The sequence below is a fragment of the Ramlibacter pallidus genome, assembly GCF_015070875.1.
Taxonomy (GTDB): Bacteria; Pseudomonadota; Gammaproteobacteria; order Burkholderiales; family Burkholderiaceae_C; genus Ramlibacter; species Ramlibacter pallidus.
Genome location: NZ_JADDIV010000006.1, coordinates 367,751 through 383,723 on the forward strand (window position 1 = coordinate 367,751; position 15,973 = coordinate 383,723).

At 71.3% G+C, this 15,973-nt stretch carries 15 protein-coding genes; 6 read left to right on the top strand and 9 right to left on the bottom strand.

The annotated features are described in order from the left end of the window. Positions 1-35: 35 nt before the first annotated feature. Genes IM787_RS21340 through IM787_RS21350 form a run of 3 tightly spaced genes read right to left on the bottom strand, consistent with a single transcriptional unit; the run spans position 36 to position 2,637 of the window. Positions 36-1,334, bottom strand: coding sequence for a TRAP transporter large permease (locus IM787_RS21340; RefSeq protein WP_193678735.1), 1,299 nt, complete (start codon positions 1,332-1,334; stop codon positions 36-38). Then, positions 1,331-1,885: a TRAP transporter small permease gene (locus IM787_RS21345; protein WP_193678736.1), complete on the bottom strand. Its 555-nt coding sequence runs from the start codon at positions 1,883-1,885 to the stop codon at positions 1,331-1,333. The genes IM787_RS21340 and IM787_RS21345 overlap by 4 nt, the downstream gene beginning before the upstream one ends. 8 nt (positions 1,886-1,893) lie before the next feature. After that, positions 1,894-2,637 (bottom strand): FadR/GntR family transcriptional regulator, encoded by a 744-nt coding sequence (locus tag IM787_RS21350; protein WP_193678737.1) that lies wholly within the window; start codon positions 2,635-2,637, stop codon positions 1,894-1,896. Between the two features lie 65 nt (positions 2,638-2,702). On the opposite strand from IM787_RS21350, the gene IM787_RS21355 reads away from it, so the two are divergent. From IM787_RS21355 to IM787_RS21370, 4 genes are read left to right on the top strand one after another with little or no spacing between them, the layout of a single operon-like run. After that, on the top strand, positions 2,703-4,436 hold the full coding sequence (locus IM787_RS21355) for an IlvD/Edd family dehydratase (protein WP_193678738.1): 1,734 nt from the start codon (positions 2,703-2,705) through the stop codon (positions 4,434-4,436). A 4-nt stretch (positions 4,437-4,440) separates the two neighbouring features. Then, entirely contained in the window at positions 4,441-5,328 is an 888-nt protein-coding gene (locus IM787_RS21360) for a 2-dehydro-3-deoxygalactonokinase (protein WP_193678739.1), read from the top strand. After that, positions 5,325-5,969 (top strand): 2-dehydro-3-deoxy-6-phosphogalactonate aldolase, encoded by a 645-nt coding sequence (locus IM787_RS21365; RefSeq protein ID WP_193678740.1) that lies wholly within the window; start codon positions 5,325-5,327, stop codon positions 5,967-5,969. Before IM787_RS21360 ends, IM787_RS21365 begins: the two co-directional genes overlap by 4 nt. Then, the gene (locus IM787_RS21370; protein ID WP_193678741.1) at positions 5,966-6,754 is read left to right on the top strand and encodes an SDR family NAD(P)-dependent oxidoreductase; all 789 of its coding nucleotides are present in this window, start codon (positions 5,966-5,968) and stop codon (positions 6,752-6,754) included. Before IM787_RS21365 ends, IM787_RS21370 begins: the two co-directional genes overlap by 4 nt. Positions 6,755-6,761: 7 nt before the next feature. Here the strand turns inward: IM787_RS21370 and IM787_RS21375 are convergent, their stop codons facing one another. From IM787_RS21375 to IM787_RS21390, 4 genes are all read right to left on the bottom strand, one after another. Beyond that, positions 6,762-6,995, bottom strand: coding sequence for a CopG family transcriptional regulator (locus IM787_RS21375; RefSeq protein WP_193678742.1), 234 nt, complete (start codon positions 6,993-6,995; stop codon positions 6,762-6,764). 72 nt (positions 6,996-7,067) lie between these two features. Further along, entirely contained in the window at positions 7,068-7,247 is a 180-nt protein-coding gene (locus tag IM787_RS21380; RefSeq protein ID WP_193678743.1) for a CopG family transcriptional regulator, read from the bottom strand. A 175-nt stretch (positions 7,248-7,422) separates the two neighbouring features. Continuing rightward, a complete protein-coding gene (locus IM787_RS21385; protein ID WP_193678744.1) occupies positions 7,423-8,646 on the bottom strand; it encodes an MFS transporter in 1,224 nt (407 codons plus the stop codon). Then, positions 8,639-9,100, bottom strand: a complete 462-nt coding sequence (locus IM787_RS21390; RefSeq protein ID WP_227494542.1) for a MarR family winged helix-turn-helix transcriptional regulator — start codon at positions 9,098-9,100, stop codon at positions 8,639-8,641. The genes IM787_RS21385 and IM787_RS21390 overlap by 8 nt, the downstream gene beginning before the upstream one ends. Positions 9,101-9,149: 49 nt before the next feature. Between IM787_RS21390 and IM787_RS21395 the strand changes: the two genes are divergently transcribed. Further along, positions 9,150-9,689: a PaaI family thioesterase gene (locus IM787_RS21395; protein WP_193678745.1), complete on the top strand. Its 540-nt coding sequence runs from the start codon at positions 9,150-9,152 to the stop codon at positions 9,687-9,689. Positions 9,690-9,695: 6 nt separating this feature from the next. Here the strand turns inward: IM787_RS21395 and IM787_RS21400 are convergent, their stop codons facing one another. Beyond that, positions 9,696-13,472 carry a translocation/assembly module TamB domain-containing protein gene (locus tag IM787_RS21400; RefSeq protein ID WP_193678746.1) on the bottom strand — a complete coding sequence of 1,259 codons (3,777 nt, stop codon included), beginning with the start codon at positions 13,470-13,472 and terminating at the stop codon, positions 9,696-9,698. After that, positions 13,469-15,256: an autotransporter assembly complex protein TamA gene (locus IM787_RS21405; protein WP_227494543.1), complete on the bottom strand. Its 1,788-nt coding sequence runs from the start codon at positions 15,254-15,256 to the stop codon at positions 13,469-13,471. The genes IM787_RS21400 and IM787_RS21405 overlap by 4 nt, the downstream gene beginning before the upstream one ends. A 106-nt stretch (positions 15,257-15,362) precedes the next feature. Between IM787_RS21405 and gloA the strand changes: the two genes are divergently transcribed. Then, positions 15,363-15,758 (top strand): lactoylglutathione lyase, encoded by a 396-nt coding sequence (gene gloA / locus IM787_RS21410; RefSeq protein ID WP_193678748.1) that lies wholly within the window; start codon positions 15,363-15,365, stop codon positions 15,756-15,758. The last annotated feature ends 215 nt before the right edge of the window (positions 15,759-15,973 follow it).

Below are 15,973 nucleotides of genomic sequence, written 5' to 3' on the forward strand. Positions count from 1 at the left end.
TTTGTCTCCTAGGGTCGGACGGGGGGAACATGGACCTAGCGCATCAGCCATTGCAAAGGCACGAGCACGAGGTCGGGGAACAGGACGAGCGAGAACAGGACGATGAGCTGCGCGATGAAGAAGGGCATCACGCCCTTGAAGGCGTCGTCCATGCTGATGCGCGCGACGCCGCACACCACGTTCAGCACGGTGCCCACCGGTGGCGTGATCAGCCCGATGGCGTTGTTCATGATGAACAGCACGCCGAAGTAGACGGGGTCGATGCCGGCCTGGCGCACGATCGGCATCAGCACCGGCGTGAGGATCAGCACCGTCGGCGTGAAGTCCAGCGCCGTGCCGATGACGACGATGATCACCATCATCACCAGCATCAGCAGCGTCTTGTTGTGCGCGAAGGGCGACAGCAGCTTGGCGACTTCGTCGGGGATGTTGGCGACGGTGATCAGCCAGGCGCTGACCATGGCGGCCGCGACGAGGAACATGACCACCGCGGTGGTCTTGCCGGCGGACACCACCAGGCCGTACAGGTCCTTCAGCTTCAGTTCGCGGTAGACGAACATGCCGACCACGAAGCTGTAGACCGCGGCCACGACGGCGGCCTCGGTCGGGGTGAAGACGCCGAACTTCATGCCGCCGAGGATCACGACCGGCAGCAGCAGCGCGAAGGTGCCCTGGCCGGTGACGCGCAGCCGCTCGCCCATCGGCATGCGCGGCGCCGCCTGCACGTTCTCCTTCTTGGCGACGATCCACCAGGCGATGCCGATCGCCAGGCCCATCAGGATGCCGGGGAAGATGCCGGCCAGGAACAGCTTGGTGATCGAGACGTTGGCGGCGACGCCGAAGATGATCATGCCGATCGACGGCGGGATGACCGGCGCGATGATGCCGCCGGCGGCGATGAGGCCCGCGGAGCGGTTCACCTGGTAGCCGGCTTGCCGCATCATGGGGATCAGGAGCGCGGACAGCGCCGCCGTGTCGGCCACGGCGGAACCCGAGATCGAGGCCATGATGACGGCGGCGAGCACCGCGACGTAGCCCATGCCGCCGCGGAAGTGGCCGACCCAGGCCATCGCGAGGTGGACGATGCGGCGCGAGAGGCCGCCGGCGTTCATGAACTCGCCGGCCAGCAGGAAGAACGGAACCGCCAGCAGCGGGAAGTTGTCGGCGCCGTCGACGAAGCGCTGCGCCAGGATCTGCGAGTCGAAGGCCGGCAGCATGCCGGTGGCGGCCATGAACGCCATGAGCGCGAGCCCGCACACCAGCAGCGCGTAGGCGATGGGCATGCCGAGCGCCATGGCGCCGAGCAGGCTGCCGACGAAGATGGTGACCGTCATCGGGGGGCCCCTTGCGGCTGCGGTTCGGGCACGACGATGTGCGGCATGTCCTCCGACTCGACGACCTGCACGAGCTCGTCGTCCGACAGCTTGCCGGCGAGGAGGCGGTACAGCACGGCCAGGTTGAACAGGGCCATCACCACCGCCACCACGTAACCGACCCCGTACACCCAGATCATCGAGATGCCGACCACGGGCGAGACGTTGGTCACCTGCAGCTCGTGCATCTTCCACGTGCCGACGAAGAACAGCACGTTCACGCCGAGCATCATGGCTTCGGACAGGAACAGGCAGGCCATCTTGCCCGCGCGCGGCAGCCGGCGCACCAGCGTGTCGACGCCCAGGTGCTCGCGGTCGCGCATCGCGATCATCGCGCCGATGTAGGTGAGCCAGATGAAGCAGTAGCGCGAAAGCTCCTCCGACACCAGGATGCCGGAGTTGAATGCATAGCGCAGCACCACGTTGCCGAACACCATGATGACCATCGCGACCAGCGCGACGACCACCAGCAGTTCGAGCAGCTTGAAGAACAGGTCGGAAGCCTTCTGCATGCGGTCTTTCAGGCGGCGCGCAGCAGCGGCGCGGGCATGTCCAGCTTGGGCAGCCGCCGGCGGGACGCCAGCACGGTGTCGATGTCCTCGCGGGCCCCGTCGATCAGCACGAGGATCGCGCGTTCGGCCGCATCGGCGTCGCGGGCGATCACGGCGTCGACCACCGCCCGGTGCAGCGGCAGCGAATTCTTCGGCCCGTCCTTGCGGGTGGTGGAGATCTCGAAGCTGGTGCGCAGCAGGGCCGACAGGGCCTTGCTCATCTGCACCATCATGCGGTTGTGGCAGGCGCGCAGCAGGCCCTGGTGGAAGCGCAGGTCGTGCGCCACGTAGTCGCCGCCCTGCTCCACCGCCTTCTTCATGCCGGCGAAGGCCACCTCGATCTCGGCGATGTCGGCCGGCGTGGCGCGCTCGGCCGCGATGCGCACGGCCGCCGGTTCGATGACCCGGCGCAGCTCCTGCAGGTCGCGCAGGAACTCGCGCGTGAGGCCGGCCTGGGATTGCCAGACGATGACGTCCGGGTCGAACCAGTTCCAGGCGTCGGGCGGCAGGACCTTCGTCCCGACCTTGGGACCGGTCGTGACCAGGCCCTTGGCCACCAGGGACTTGACCGCCTCGCGGACGACGGTGCGGCTGACGCCGAGCTCCTCCCCGAGGAGCGGCTCCGGTGGCATGCTGGCGCCCACGGCATAGCGCCCGCCGACGATGGCGGCGCCCAGCAGGTCGAGGGTGGTGCCCGAAACGTTCTTGATCATGGTTTGCACGGAAGCGGGCGCAATCGTATGACCATAAGATGATTGACCGATCAGGACCAACCCTTATGACCACCCCCAAGAAACCGCCTTCCGAACTCCGCTCGCAACAATGGTTCGGCCGCCAGGACCGCGACGGCTTCGCCTACCGCAGCTGGCTCAAGGGCAAGGGCATCCCGCACGACCAGTTCGACGGCCGCCCCGTCATCGGCATCTGCAATACCTTCAGCGAGCTGACGCCGTGCAACTCGCATTTCCGCACCCTCGCCGAGCAGGTGAAGATCGGCGTGTACGAGGCCGGCGGCTTCCCGCTGGAGTTCCCGGTGATGTCGCTGGGCGAGACCCTGCTGCGCCCGACGGCGATGCTCTATCGCAACCTGGCCAGCATGGACGTCGAGGAGTCGATCCGCGGCAACCCGGTCGACGGCGTCGTGCTGCTGTTCGGGTGCGACAAGACCACGCCTTCGCTGCTGATGGGAGCGTCCTCGGTCGACGTCCCCGCGATCGGCGTCTCCGGCGGCCCCATGCTCTCGGGCAAGTGGCGCGGCCAGGAACTGGGCTCGGGCACCGGCGTGTGGAGCATGAGCGAGCAGGTGCGCGCCGGCACGCTCAAGCTGCAGGACTTCTTCGAAGCGGAAAGCTGCATGCACCGCAGCCACGGCCACTGCATGACGATGGGCACGGCGTCCACCATGGCCAGCATGGTCGAGGCCCTGGGCATCGGCCTGACCGGCAACGCGGCCTACCCCGCCGTCGACGGCCGCCGCAACGTGCTGGCGCGCCAGGCCGGCCGGCGCATCGTGGACCTGGTGCACCGCGACGTGAAGATCTCGCAGATCCTCACGCGCCAGGCCTTCGAGAATGCCATCAAGACCCTGGCGGCCATCGGCGGCTCTACCAACGCCGTGATCCACCTGATCGCCATCGCCCGCCGCCTCGGGGTGGAACTCTCCATCGAGGACTTCGACCGCCTCGGCAGCGAGATGCCCTGCCTGGTGAACCTGCAGCCCTCGGGCCAGCACCTGATGGAGGATTTCTGCTACGCCGGCGGCATCCCCGCGGTGATGAAGGAGATCCGCGACCACCTGCACCTGGACGTGTTGACCGTCACCGGCCAGACCATGGGCGAGAACATCGCCGACGCGCAGAACTGGAACAAGGAAGTGATCCTGCCGCTGGAGGCGCCGTTCAAGGAAAAGGCGGGCATCGCCGTTCTGCGCGGCAACCTGTCGCCGCGCGGCGCCGTCATCAAGCCCAGCGCCGCCACGCCCAAGCTGATGGTCCATCGCGGCCGGGCGGTGGTGTTCGAGGACATCGAGGACTTCCACGCCCGCATCGACGACGAGAACCTCGACGTCGACGAGGACTGCGTGCTGGTGCTGAAGAACTGCGGCCCCAAGGGCTACCCCGGCATGGCGGAAGTCGGCAACATGCCGCTGCCGCCCAAGGTGCTGCGCAAGGGCATCACCGACATGGTCCGCATCAGCGATGCGCGCATGAGCGGCACGGCCTACGGCACCGTCGTCCTTCACACGGCGCCGGAAGCCGCCGCCGGCGGGCCGCTGGCGCTGGTGCAGAACGGCGACATCATCGAGCTCGACGTGCCCAAGCGCCGCCTGCACCTGGAGGTCAGCGACGAGGAGCTGGCGCGCCGGCGCGCGGCCTGGCAGCCGCCGAAGCCGCCGCTCGCGTCCGGCTACTGGAAGCTGTACGTCGACCACGTGCTGCAGGCCGACGAAGGCGTGGACCTCGACTTCCTCGTCGGCAAGCGCGGCGCCTTCGTGCCGCGCGACAACCACTAGCGCCGTGCGCGCGCTGGTCGGCGTCGACTGGGGCACGTCGTCCCTGCGGGCGGCCCGCCTCGGTGCAGGCGGCGAAGTGCTGGAGGAAAGGTCTTCGGCGCGCGGCATCCTGAGCGTGCCGGCGGGCGGTTTCCCCGCCGTGCTGCAGGAGACCTGCGGCGACTGGCTCGGGGGCGATGCCCTGTGCCTGGTGAGCGGCATGGCGGGCAGCCGCCAGGGCTGGCAGGAGGCGCCCTATTGCGCCTGCCCCGCCGGCTTCGCGGAAGTGGCGCGGTCGCTGACGTGGATCACGCCGGGGCGCATCGCCCTGGTGCCGGGCCTGAGCTGCGAGGAGCGCGGCCTGCCGGACGTGATGCGCGGCGAGGAGGTGCAGGTGTTCGGCGCGCTCGGCCGGCTGGGCCTGCAGGACGGCACCTTCGTGCTGCCCGGCACGCACAGCAAGTGGGTCGAGGTGCAGGACGCGCGCGTCCGCAGCTTCAGCACCTACATGACCGGTGAGACTTATGCGCTGCTGCGGCAGCATTCGATCCTGGCCCGCACGCTGCCCGCCGGCGATGGCGCAGCACCGGACGAAGAGGCCTTCACGCGCGGCGTGCGCGAGGCGCAGGCGGCCGGCAGCCTGCTGCGCAGCGCCTTCGGCGTTCGCACGCTCGCCCTGTTCGAACGGGCGGCCCCGGCCGCGTTGGCCAGCTACCTGTCCGGGCTGGTGATCGGCGAGGAACTGCGCGCCCGTGCCCCGCTGCCGCGCGAAGTGGTGCTGGTGGGCAGCCCCGCGTTGACGGCCCGGTACGCTCTCGCCCTGCGCACGCTGGCGTGGGACAGCCGTTCGATCGGTTCCGAAGCGACCTGGCACGGACTGTGGGCGCTGGCCCGCACCCTGGAGACCCCATGAACACGAACACGCAGGCGGCCTGGCAGGCTGCGTCCCGGGCGCTGCCGCTGGTGGCCATCCTGCGCGGCATCACGCCGGGCGAAGCCGACGCCGTCGGCGACGCGCTGTGGCAAGCCGGCTTCCGCCTGATGGAAGTGCCGCTCAACTCGCCCTCGCCGATGGAGAGCATCGCGCGCCTGGCACGGCGTTTCCCCGAGGCGATCGTCGGCGCCGGCACGGTGCGCACGGCCGATGAAGTGCGGCAGGTGCAGGACGCGGGCGGCCGTGTCGTGGTCTCGCCGCATTTCGATGCGGACGTGGTGCAGGCCGCGGTGCGGCAGGGCATGGTGGCGCTGCCGGGGGTGATGACGCCCACGGAAGCGTTCGCGGCGCTGGCCGCCGGGGCCACCGGGCTGAAGCTGTTCCCGGCGGAGATGGTCCCGCCCGGCGCCGTGAAGGCGCTGCGTGCCGTGCTCCCCGCGCAGGTCGCGCTGTTCCCGGTCGGCGGCATCACGCCCGCCAACATGGGCGAGTACCGCGCCGCCGGCGCCAACGGCTTCGGCATCGGGTCGGCGCTCTACAAGCCGGGCATGGATGCCGCGGCGGTGGCTGCCTCGGCGCGCGCCTTCGCGGACGCATGGGCGGGTACCATGCGCGCATGAACAGCGCACCGGATTTTTCCACCGTTTCCTTCGGCCTCGGCGGCCGCGTCTGCATCGTGACAGGTGCCGCGCAAGGCATCGGCGAAGCCTGCGCGCGGCGCTTCGCCCGCGAAGGCGCGAAGGTCGTGCTGGCCGATGTCGACGACGGCAAGGGCCAGGCGCTGGCACAGGAACTCGGCGGCCTCTACGTGCACTGCGACGTCGGCGACAAGGCGCAGGTCGACACCCTGGTGGCCAAGGCGATCCTCACGCACGACCGCATCGACGTGCTGGTGAACAACGCCGGCATCTTCAAGGCGGCCGACTTCCTGGACATCACGGAATCCGACTTCGACGCCGTGCTGCGCGTGAACGTCAAGGGCGCCTTCCTCGTCGGCCAGGCGGTCGCGCGGGAAATGGCGAAGGCGGGCGGCGGCGCCATCGTGAACATGAGTTCGGTGAACGCCGTGCTGGCGATCCCGAACATCGCCAGCTACAACGTGAGCAAGGGCGGCATCAACCAGCTCACGCGCGTGATGGCGCTGGCGCTGGTCGACAAGGGCATCCGCGTGAACGCCGTCGCGCCCGGCACGATCGCGACCGAGCTCGCCGCCAAGGCGGTGCTCACCAGCGAGGAGGCGAAGAAGAAGATCATGATGCGCACCCCGATGAAGCGGCTGGGCGAGCCCTCGGAGGTGGCCGACGTGGTCGCCTACCTGGCGAGCAACGCGGCGAGCTACGTCACGGGGGAGATCGTCGTCGTCGACGGCGGGCGCATGACCCTGAACTACACCGTTGCGGCCTGAGGCGCGCTCAGCGCTTGCGGGCGGGCGCGGCCTTGCGCGCCGGGGCCGCCTTGCGCGGCGCGGCCTTGCGAGGCGCGGCGGCCTTGCGGGCCACCGGCGCATCCTCGCTTTCCATGAAATCGCGGATCAGGCGGCGGACGACCTGGGAGGGCGTCATGTCCTGCGTGTGGCAGAGCTCCTCGAAGGCCTGCTTCTTCGCGGGATCGATGAGGATGGTCAGCCGGGCGGTCTTGAGCTCCATGGGCGAACGTGTCCGATGTTAATCGGATTGTAATCAGTTCCGGTTCGCCGGTGGCCCGCCCCGGGGCCGCTGTTACTCGCCGCTACGCCGCCTCAACTGGGCAGGCTGCACCCCGTGCTGCGCGAGGTAGTCGCGGATCAGCTTGCGCAGGACCTGCGAAGCCGTGATGTCCTGCGAGGCGCAAAGGTCCTCGAACGCCTTCTTCTTGTCTGCGTCGATGAGGATCGTCAGACGGGCGGGTTTGTCTTCCATGCGATCGTTCTTGGGCTCTGACATGATAATACTGTGCACCTATCATGTGAGTCCAATGGTAGTACGAACGCCGCTTTCCGGCTGAGGCAAACGCACCTACGTGGGGCCGGTGCGCTGCGCAACGCCGTGTAGGCCAACGCCAACGCTGAGCCTGCGGCCGCGTGCGGGTGCCGCTTCAGGCCGCGGCCGTGGCGCGGCGCGGAAGCGGCGCCTCACGGATGGGCAGGTGCACCAGCGCGGCCCCGACGGCCAGCACGATGTCGACGTACCAGACCCAGTCGTAGGCACCCCTCGCCTCGAACACCTTGCCGCCCATCCACGATCCGAAGAACGCGCCGACTTGGTGCGTCAGCATGACCACGCCGAAGAGCGTGGCCATGTTCGCCGTGCCGAAGAACTTCGCCACCAGGCCCGCCGTCGGCGGCACGGTGGACAGGTAGGTGAGGCCCATGACCGCCGCGAAGACCAGCACCACCGGCCCGGTCTTCGGCGCGAGCAGGAAGGCCAGCACGGCCAGCCCGCGCACGGCGTAGATCAGCGACAGCAGCGACTTCGAGCGCCAGCGACCCATCGCCCAGCCCACGGCGAGGCTGCCGGCGATGTTGAACAGGCCCAGCATCGCCAGCGCCCAGCCGCCCCATTGCGTCGGCAGCCCGCAGGCTTCGACCACGCCCGGCAGGTGCACCGCCAGGAAGGCGACGTGGAAGCCGCAGACGAAGAAGCCCGCTCCCAGCAGCAGGTAGCCCCGGTGCCGGAGCGCCTCGCGCACGGCCGCGCGGGCACCCACCGGCGGCGGGGCGCCGGTGCCCGCGCCGGCCCGGACCGCGGTCCCGCGCAGCACCCAGGCCGCGGGCAGGCAGGCGAGCACCATGACGGCCAGCACCTGCATCGCCGAAGCCCAGCCCATCCCCACGATCAGCGCGGCGGCGATCGGCGCGGTGGCGAACTGCCCGAACGAGCCGCCCGCGTTCACGATGCCGGTGGCCATGCCGCGCCGCTCCGGCGCGATCATGCGCACGCTGGCGGACATCAGCACCGCGGGCCCCGCCATGCCGGAGCCGGCGGAGGCGAGGACGCCGATCGCGAAGACCAGGCCCGGCGTGCTCGTCATGTACGGCGTGATGAAGGTGCCCAGCGCGAGCAGCACGACGCCGACCACGATGACGCGCCCGGCGCCGTAGCGGTCGGCCATCGCCCCCGCGAACGGCTGCGTGAGGCCCCACCACAGCTGGCCGAAGGCGAAGGCCAGGCTGATGCTGCCCAGGCCGAGGCCGGTGGACGTGTTGAGGGCCGGCAGGAAGAGGCCCATGCTCTGGCGCGAACCCATGGTCAGCGCGAAGGTGCCGGCGGCCGCGAGCAGCACCAGCCAGAACGCCGTGCGGCGGGCGGTTTCAGGCATCCGCCTCTCCCTCGGGCAGGTCGGCCAGCAGGTCCTGGCATTCGTCGAGGAGCGCGTGCAGGGCCACCACCCGCGTCGCGCCCAGCCGCTGGTTGAGCGACTCCTGGGCGACGCGCCAGCGGCGCTGCGCTTCGGTGCGCTTCTCGCGCCCGGCCGGCGTGACACTCACCAGGCGGCTGCGCGCGTCCGGCCCCGGTGCCATGGCCAGCCAGCCCGCGTCGACGAGCGGCCGCAGGTTGCGCGTGAGGGTGGAGGCATCGACCTTCATCGCCCGGGCGAGGTCGACCGGTCGCACGGGCCCGAGCTTCGCCACGTACGACAGCAGCGAGTACTGCGTGCCGCGAAGGCCGGTCTTGCCGACCTCCGCGTCATAGAGCTGCGCCACGCGGCGCATCAGCTGGCGCAGCTTGAGGTTGGTGCAGCCCGCGGGCTTGACAGCGGTGTCCACGGACATTAGTGTAGCCGCGACCATTGCATATGCAACCATCCATGGAGAATTCCGCATGACGAGCCCCGAAGCCACCCTGGAAGCCTGGATCGCCCAGGAGCGCGACGTGCAGGACAGGCTGCAGTCCGGCGCCGGTTGCGGCGTGGCGCGGCCGGAGCAGGTGGCCGGCCGCACCGGCCTCGACACGCTGCAGGCGATGCTGCGCGGGGAACTGCCCTACCCGCCGATCGCCCGCACCCTCTCGTTCCAGCTGGTGGAGGTCGGCGAAGGCCGCGCGGTGTTCCAGGGCACGCCCAAGCCGGACCACCTGAACCCGATGGGCGGCGTGCACGGCGGCTGGTACGCGACGCTGCTCGATTCCGCGCTCGGCTGCGCGGTGCACACGCTGATGCCGCCCGGCCGCGGCTACACCACGGCCGAACTCGGCGTGAACCTCGTGAAGGCGATCCCCCTGCGCGTGCAGCGCGTGCGGGCCGAAGCGAAGGTGCTGCACTGCGGGCGGCAGCTGGCCACCGCCGAGGCGAGGCTCATCGGCCCCGACGGCACGCTCTACGCGCACGGCACCACCACCTGCCTGGTGTTCGAGCTGAAGTAGGCGGCCTCAGCGCTTGCGCGGGCCGTCGAACGCGAACGTGAAGATCAGGTCCAGGCCGGTGCGCTCGCCGGCTTCGGCGCGCACGGTCACGCGCCGCGACACGTCGTAGAAGATGAACAGCGTGCCCATCGCGCCCGACAGGCTGCGCTCGTAGGCGGCATAGAAGTTGTCGGCGAAGCGCTTGCCCACGCGCACCACGGCGCCGCTGGTGCTGTCCGGGCTGACCGAGAGGTCGTCCACGCCCAGGCGGCTGACGAGGCCCTTGCCGGTGCCGCCGCGGCCCGCCAGCAGCGCGGTGGCCGCGCGCTGCAGCAGCGCCGTCTCCGCACCGCCGCCCGAGGACGAGCGGCCCAGCACCACCTGCGACAGCGTCTCCGCGTCGGACAGCCCGCCCTCGGAGTACAGCTCGATGTGCGGTGCCTGCGCGCGGCCGGTCACCAGCACGCCGACCTTCTGCGTCATGTTGGGCCGCACCGCCAGGATGTCGAGCGCCGGGTTGTCCGCGGCGCCAGTGAAGCGCAGCTCGCCGCGCTCGATGTTCATGCGCTGGCCGTACGCTTCGTAGGTCCCGCCCACCGCATTGATCACGCCCGTGATCTGCGGCATCGACAGCGAGGCTCCGACCACCTGCACGGTGCCGGCCAGGCGCGTGTCGACGCCCCGGCCGCTCAGGCGGAAGTCGGAGCCGAGGTCGATGTTCACGCGCAGGCTGACGGCGCGTCCCGGCTCCTTGGGCGGCGGCCGCACCTTGCGCTCCGCTTCCGTGCTCGCCAGGCCGGTCGCGTTGCGCACGACCACGTCCTCGCCGAGCCGCGGCGGCGATTCGTCGGGGATCTGGATGCGTGCCCTGTCCACGCGCAAGTCGCCGGTCACCGTGGTGCCGCCGCTGTCCATCCGCGCCGTCACCGGTCCGGACACCGTGAGCTGGCGGTCGCTGCGGATGCTCGCGCGCAGCTGGGACAGTTGCGCATTGGCGTTGAACACGATGCCGGCCGGCGTCAGCGATCCCTCGCCATAGGCGACCACCGAGCCGCCGGTGCCGGTGCCTTCCTCGCTGCCGCGCAGCATGAACTCGCTGACCACCAGGCGCTGTCCCGCCAGCTGCGCGCGCAGGCGGCCATTCTTCAGTTCGATGCCGTCGACGACGGAGCGCAGCGCGAGGTCGTCCGCCACGAGGGGCCCGGACAGCGCCGGTTCCGCCCGCGTCCCGGCCACCGTGATGTCCGCGTTGAGCGAGCCGCGCAGCCGCCAGCCGGGCGGTGCCAGCAGGGACCACACCCCGATGCGCGGCAACTGCGCCTGTACCCGGCCCGAAAGCGGTGCCTGCTGCGGCCACGTCCAGCCGCCGTCGGGCGTGCGCGCCAGCCGCGTGCGCACCTGTCCCTCGGCGCGGCCGGCGCGCTCGCTGTCCCACAGCAGCGACAGCACCAGCTGCTCGCCCTGGCTGCTCACGTTCAGGCGCGCGGTGCGCACGCCCGCGGTCACGCGCGCCGCCGCGCCGTCGGCGCTTTCCGCCAGCACGTTGACGTCGCCGCGCACGCGCACCAGGGACGCATCCACGCGCAAGGTGGTCCCGAGCACCGCGTTCCACTCGGCATCGAAGACCATGTCGCCCGACAGCGCCGCGCCGGCGAACTGCTGGCCGCCGAACAGCTCGATCCACGCGAGCGGCAGCCCACCCAGGCGCCCCGCGGTGGAGAGCTGCCCGCCCTGACGGCGCACGGGCGACCAGGCCAGGAGCGCGTCGGTGGCCGGGGTCCCGCTGCGCATCGCCGGCGCGCGCAACACCGCCTCGCCCGCCGACACGTCGAAGGAGCCTCCGGCGAAGCGCCAGTCCACCGCCCGCCGCAGCTGCAGCTGCCAGGGACCCGGCGTGATGCCGGGGTCCTGCAGCTGCACCGACAGCTGCGCGACCTGGCCGCGCCAGCTCGTTGCGGCGCCGCCCAGCGTGGCGCCCAGGCGGCCGTTGGTGGCCAGGTCCAGCTTGCGTTGTCCCTGCTCGGCCTGCCCGCGCAGGTCGAGCGCCGCGTCGCGCAGCCGCCCGTTCACCTGCAACGCGGCATCGCGCACCACCCACGGCCCGGGCGCGGCGGCATCCGCCGGGCGTGGCTGCCACGCCAACCCACGCGCCGTGGCGCGGCCCTGCACCGCGGGGTCGCGCCAGCCGCCCTGCCATCCGAGCTGCGCCTGCGCCTGCCCCCGCAACGCCAGGTCCTTCAACACGCCGGCCGTTCCGGGCCAGCGGGCGAGCCAGCGCTGGGCCTGCGCCAGGTCGGATGCCGCCACGTTCGCCGAGCCTTCGCCGCGGGTCTCCGCGATGCGGCCCTGCACCTGTGCCTGCAACCCGGGCGCACGCAGCTGCAGGCGCCCGTCGCCGGCACGCTGCGCGAGTCGCAGGGCCACCTCGCCTTCGAGCGAGGCGTCGCTGGTGCGCACGCGCAGCTGCTCGAGCTCGATCGCATCGCCGGCCCAGCGGCCGCGCGCCTGGGCGCTGCGCAGTTCCAGCGCACCCGCGGCGGCCAGCGCAACGTCGGTCTCGCGCGGCCCGCGGCGGCGCGGCGCACCGGCTTCGAGGGCGACATCGAAGTCCACGGCCCGGCCCGCGCCTTCCAGCTTCACGGGCCCGGTGAGCGGCAGCGCCGCCATGCTGCCGTGCACCTGCGAGGGGTCGACCGCATCGATGCGGCCTTCGAAGCTCCAGCCTTCGCCGCGCCAGCCGCCGCTGCCGGCGATGCGGCCGCCGCCCACTTCCGCATCCAGCGCCTTGAGCAGCGCGACCCCGTTGCGCCACTCGCCTTCGCCGCGGGCCGACCGTACCGGCAGGCGGCCCGCATCCCAGGCGCCGGCCGCCGCATTGCGCACATCGGCCTGCAGGCGCCACGACTTCTCGCCGGCGGGGGCCACCTCGACGTGCCCCGACAGCAGCGTGCGCGGCGCCGCCGGCCAGAACATCTCCAGGTCCAGCTGGCGGAAATCGGCCGCGCCCCGCGGCACCGGCATCGCGTCGAAGGGGGCGATGCGCGCGCTCGCCGTCGCCTGCGGCAGCGTCGCGGCATCCGCCTTCGCGTCGACGACGCGCACCTCCGCGCGCGTTTCGATGGCGCGTGCCGGCCCTTCGGCGCGCACCTCCAGCGTGAGCGGCACGCGTTCGGCCACGCCCGGCACGGGCGCGAGGAACCTGCCGGACATCCTGGCGTCCAGCGTCAGCGGCTTCACGGCCAGCAGCGTCGCCTCGCCGCGGTACTCGCCGCCCGCAAGCTGCAGCGACTGCAGTTCGACCTTGTGCCGCAAGCCGTCGAAGCCGTACTTCGCCGCCGCACCGCTGGCTTCGAAGGGCGTGCGGCCCTGGACCTTCAGCGCGCCGACCTTGAGGGTCTCCACCTTCACGCGCCACGGCAGCCGCAGGTGCTCCGGCTCCTTCAGCGGCTCATCGTCCTTGGGACGGTCGTCGATGACGGTGGCACGCGCGACCGACACTTCGTCGAGCTGCAGCGTGCGATTGAGGATGGCCAGCGGCTGCCATTCGAGGCGGATGTCCTCCGCCACCAGCCGCAGGCCGTCGCGCTCCCAGACGATGCGCTGGATGTGCCAGCCGCGGCGCAGCGAACCGCGCACGCCTTCGCTCGTCAGCGGCCCGCCGCGCGCCACGCGCTGCAGGACCCATTCGAGCGAACCTTCCTGCCCCGCCCACCACCAGATGCCGGCGGCGGCCAGCACGATCAGTGTGGCGAAGCCGACCAGGATCCGCACGATCCAGCGGGCGGCGCGCGGATGCGGCTTCAAAACACGAACCCCGCGGAGAAGTGCACGCGGAACTTCTTCGAGTGCACGCCATAGGCCACCGCCGCCTCGATCGGGCCGACCGGGCTGCGCCAGCGCACGCCGGTGCCGACGCCGACTCGCGCGCGCAGGTCCGCCGGCTTGTCGGCGACCGCGCCGGCATCGACGAACAGCGTGTGGTCGAACTGCGTGGGCTGGCCGCGGCGGACGATCGGCCGCTGCCATTCCACGCTGCCCACCGCCAGGTAGCGGCCCGGACCCACCAGCCCGCCGGGCAGCGGCACGCCGATGTCCAGGTACTTGTAGCCGCGCACCGTCGTATCGCCGCCGGTGCGGAACAACTGCGTGGCGGGAACCTGCGCACTCGACGGCGCCAGCACCGCGCCGAGCTCGGTGCGCAGTTGCAGCCGGCCGCGCTCCAGCGGCCGGAACCCGAGCCAGCGGAAGACGGTGCGCTGGAACAGCTTGCGGTCGCCGGCCAGCGTGATGCCGCCGCCCAGCTCGAAGCCGACGCCGAAGCCGCGCGTGGGCAGCTGCGGGTTGTCGAAGTAGCGGCCGCTCCAGATGTAGTTGCCGCTGAACGCGGAGCCGGCACCGGTGTCCAGCGGCGTCAGCACCACGTTGCGCGGGTTCTGCACCGTGGCGCGGTCGTACTGGAAGTACCAGTTGCGGTCGATGTGGTCGCCCTGCTGGAAGCGCCCGGCCCGCAGGCGCTGGCTGTTCGTCACCAGCCGGTCGTCGTCCAGGCGCTCGATGCGGCCCAGCACGGCCCAGCGCCAGCCCTCTTCGTCCGGGATGTCGATCAGCTCGGTCTGCGCGAAGGGGTTCTTGCGCTCGGCCTGCAGCTTGGTGACGGCGCGCCAGCCGATCGCGGGGACGCGGTTGTGCACGTGCTCCAGCGTCAGGCGCGGCCCGCCGTCGGTGGTGAAGCCGACGCCGAGCACGACCTTCTGCAGCGGCGCTTCGCGCACGGTCACCTGCACGTCGGCGCTGGCCGGATCGGATTCGGGGTCGACGAAGATGAAGGCGGAATCGAAGTAGCCGCTGCCCGAGAGGCGCAGCTGCGCCTGGACGATCCTCTCCTGGTCGTACACCATGCCTTGCGGCAGGCGCGCCAGGCGCGGCACGAGCCGCGGGTCGTAGCGTTCGACGCCGCTGACGCGCAACGCGCCGAGGCGGAACAAGGCCCCCGAATCCAGCCGGAGGCCGAGGCGGACGGTGGACGTGGCCGCGTCGACGTCGGCCAGGCTGTAGCTGATGCGTCCCGCCGGATAGCGCCGGGCCAGCAGCTGGCGGGTGGCCTCCGACTTGGCGCGGTCCCAGCCCGTCTGCGTGAACGGCTCGCCGGCCGGCAGGTCCCAGCCGCCGCGGATCGCCTCCCGTTGCGAGATGGCATCGGGATCGGTGCTCGCCGCGATGTCCCCCTCGAACTCGACGCGCGCCTCGCTGACGCGGGTGCGTTCGCCGGGCTGCACCGTCACCACCAGGCGGGTGCGCGGCCCCGGCTCGCGCGCGATGGCCACGTCCGGCCGGAAGTAGCCCTGCGTGGCCAGCAGCTCGCGCACGTCCTTCTCGGCCAGCACGATCAGGCGGGCGATCTCGGCATCGTCGAGGTCGGTCACCTCGCGGTAGCGGCGCAGTTCCATGTTGCGCTCCAGCAGTTCCTGGAGCGGTTCGGGGGCCCGCACGACGAGGTCGAAGGCAGGTGCGGGCGACTGGGCGGCCGCGGCTGGCGCGAGCAGCCAGAGCAGGGCCAGGCCTGCTGCGCCGAGGAGCTGGCGAATCATGGACTGCGAACTATGGACGCGCCGCGGTTCACGCGACGTAGGCCGATTCCGACTCATGCAAACAAAGCACGGCAGAGCTTGGCCGCCTTCCCCATAATCCGGCCCCATGAGAATCCTCCACACCATGCTGCGGGTGGGCGACCTGCAGCGTTCGATCGACTTCTACACCCAGGTGCTGGGCATGAAGCTGCTGCGCACCACCGAGCGGCCGGAGCAGAAGTACTCCCTGGCCTTCGTCGGCTACGGCACCAACCCCGACCACGCCGAGATCGAGCTCACGTACAACCACGGCGTGTCGGCGTACGAGCTGGGCACGGCGTTCGGCCACATGGCACTGGGCGTGCCGGACGTCTACGCCGCCTGCGACCGCATCCGCGCCGCCGGCGGCAACATCACCCGCGAGCCGGGCCCGGTCAAGGGCGGATCGACCGTCATCGCCTTCGTGACGGACCCGGACGGGTACAAGATCGAGTTGATCGAGCGGCAGAACGAGGCGGACTGACCGCGCCCCGTAGCGCCCCCGTCATTCCCGCGCAGGCGGGAATCCAGGGCTTCGGCATCCGGGGTGCGTCGCGCCAGGCGGTGCGCGGTGCCGTCCCGCTGGTGCCTCGCCCTGCGCTGCGCGCAGGGTGCGCTGGAAGGCTGCTCCCGGCGGCGATCCGGCCTAACTCACTTCCGAGTTTGCCGCGCGCGGCAAACTCTCCGTTCAAACAGAAG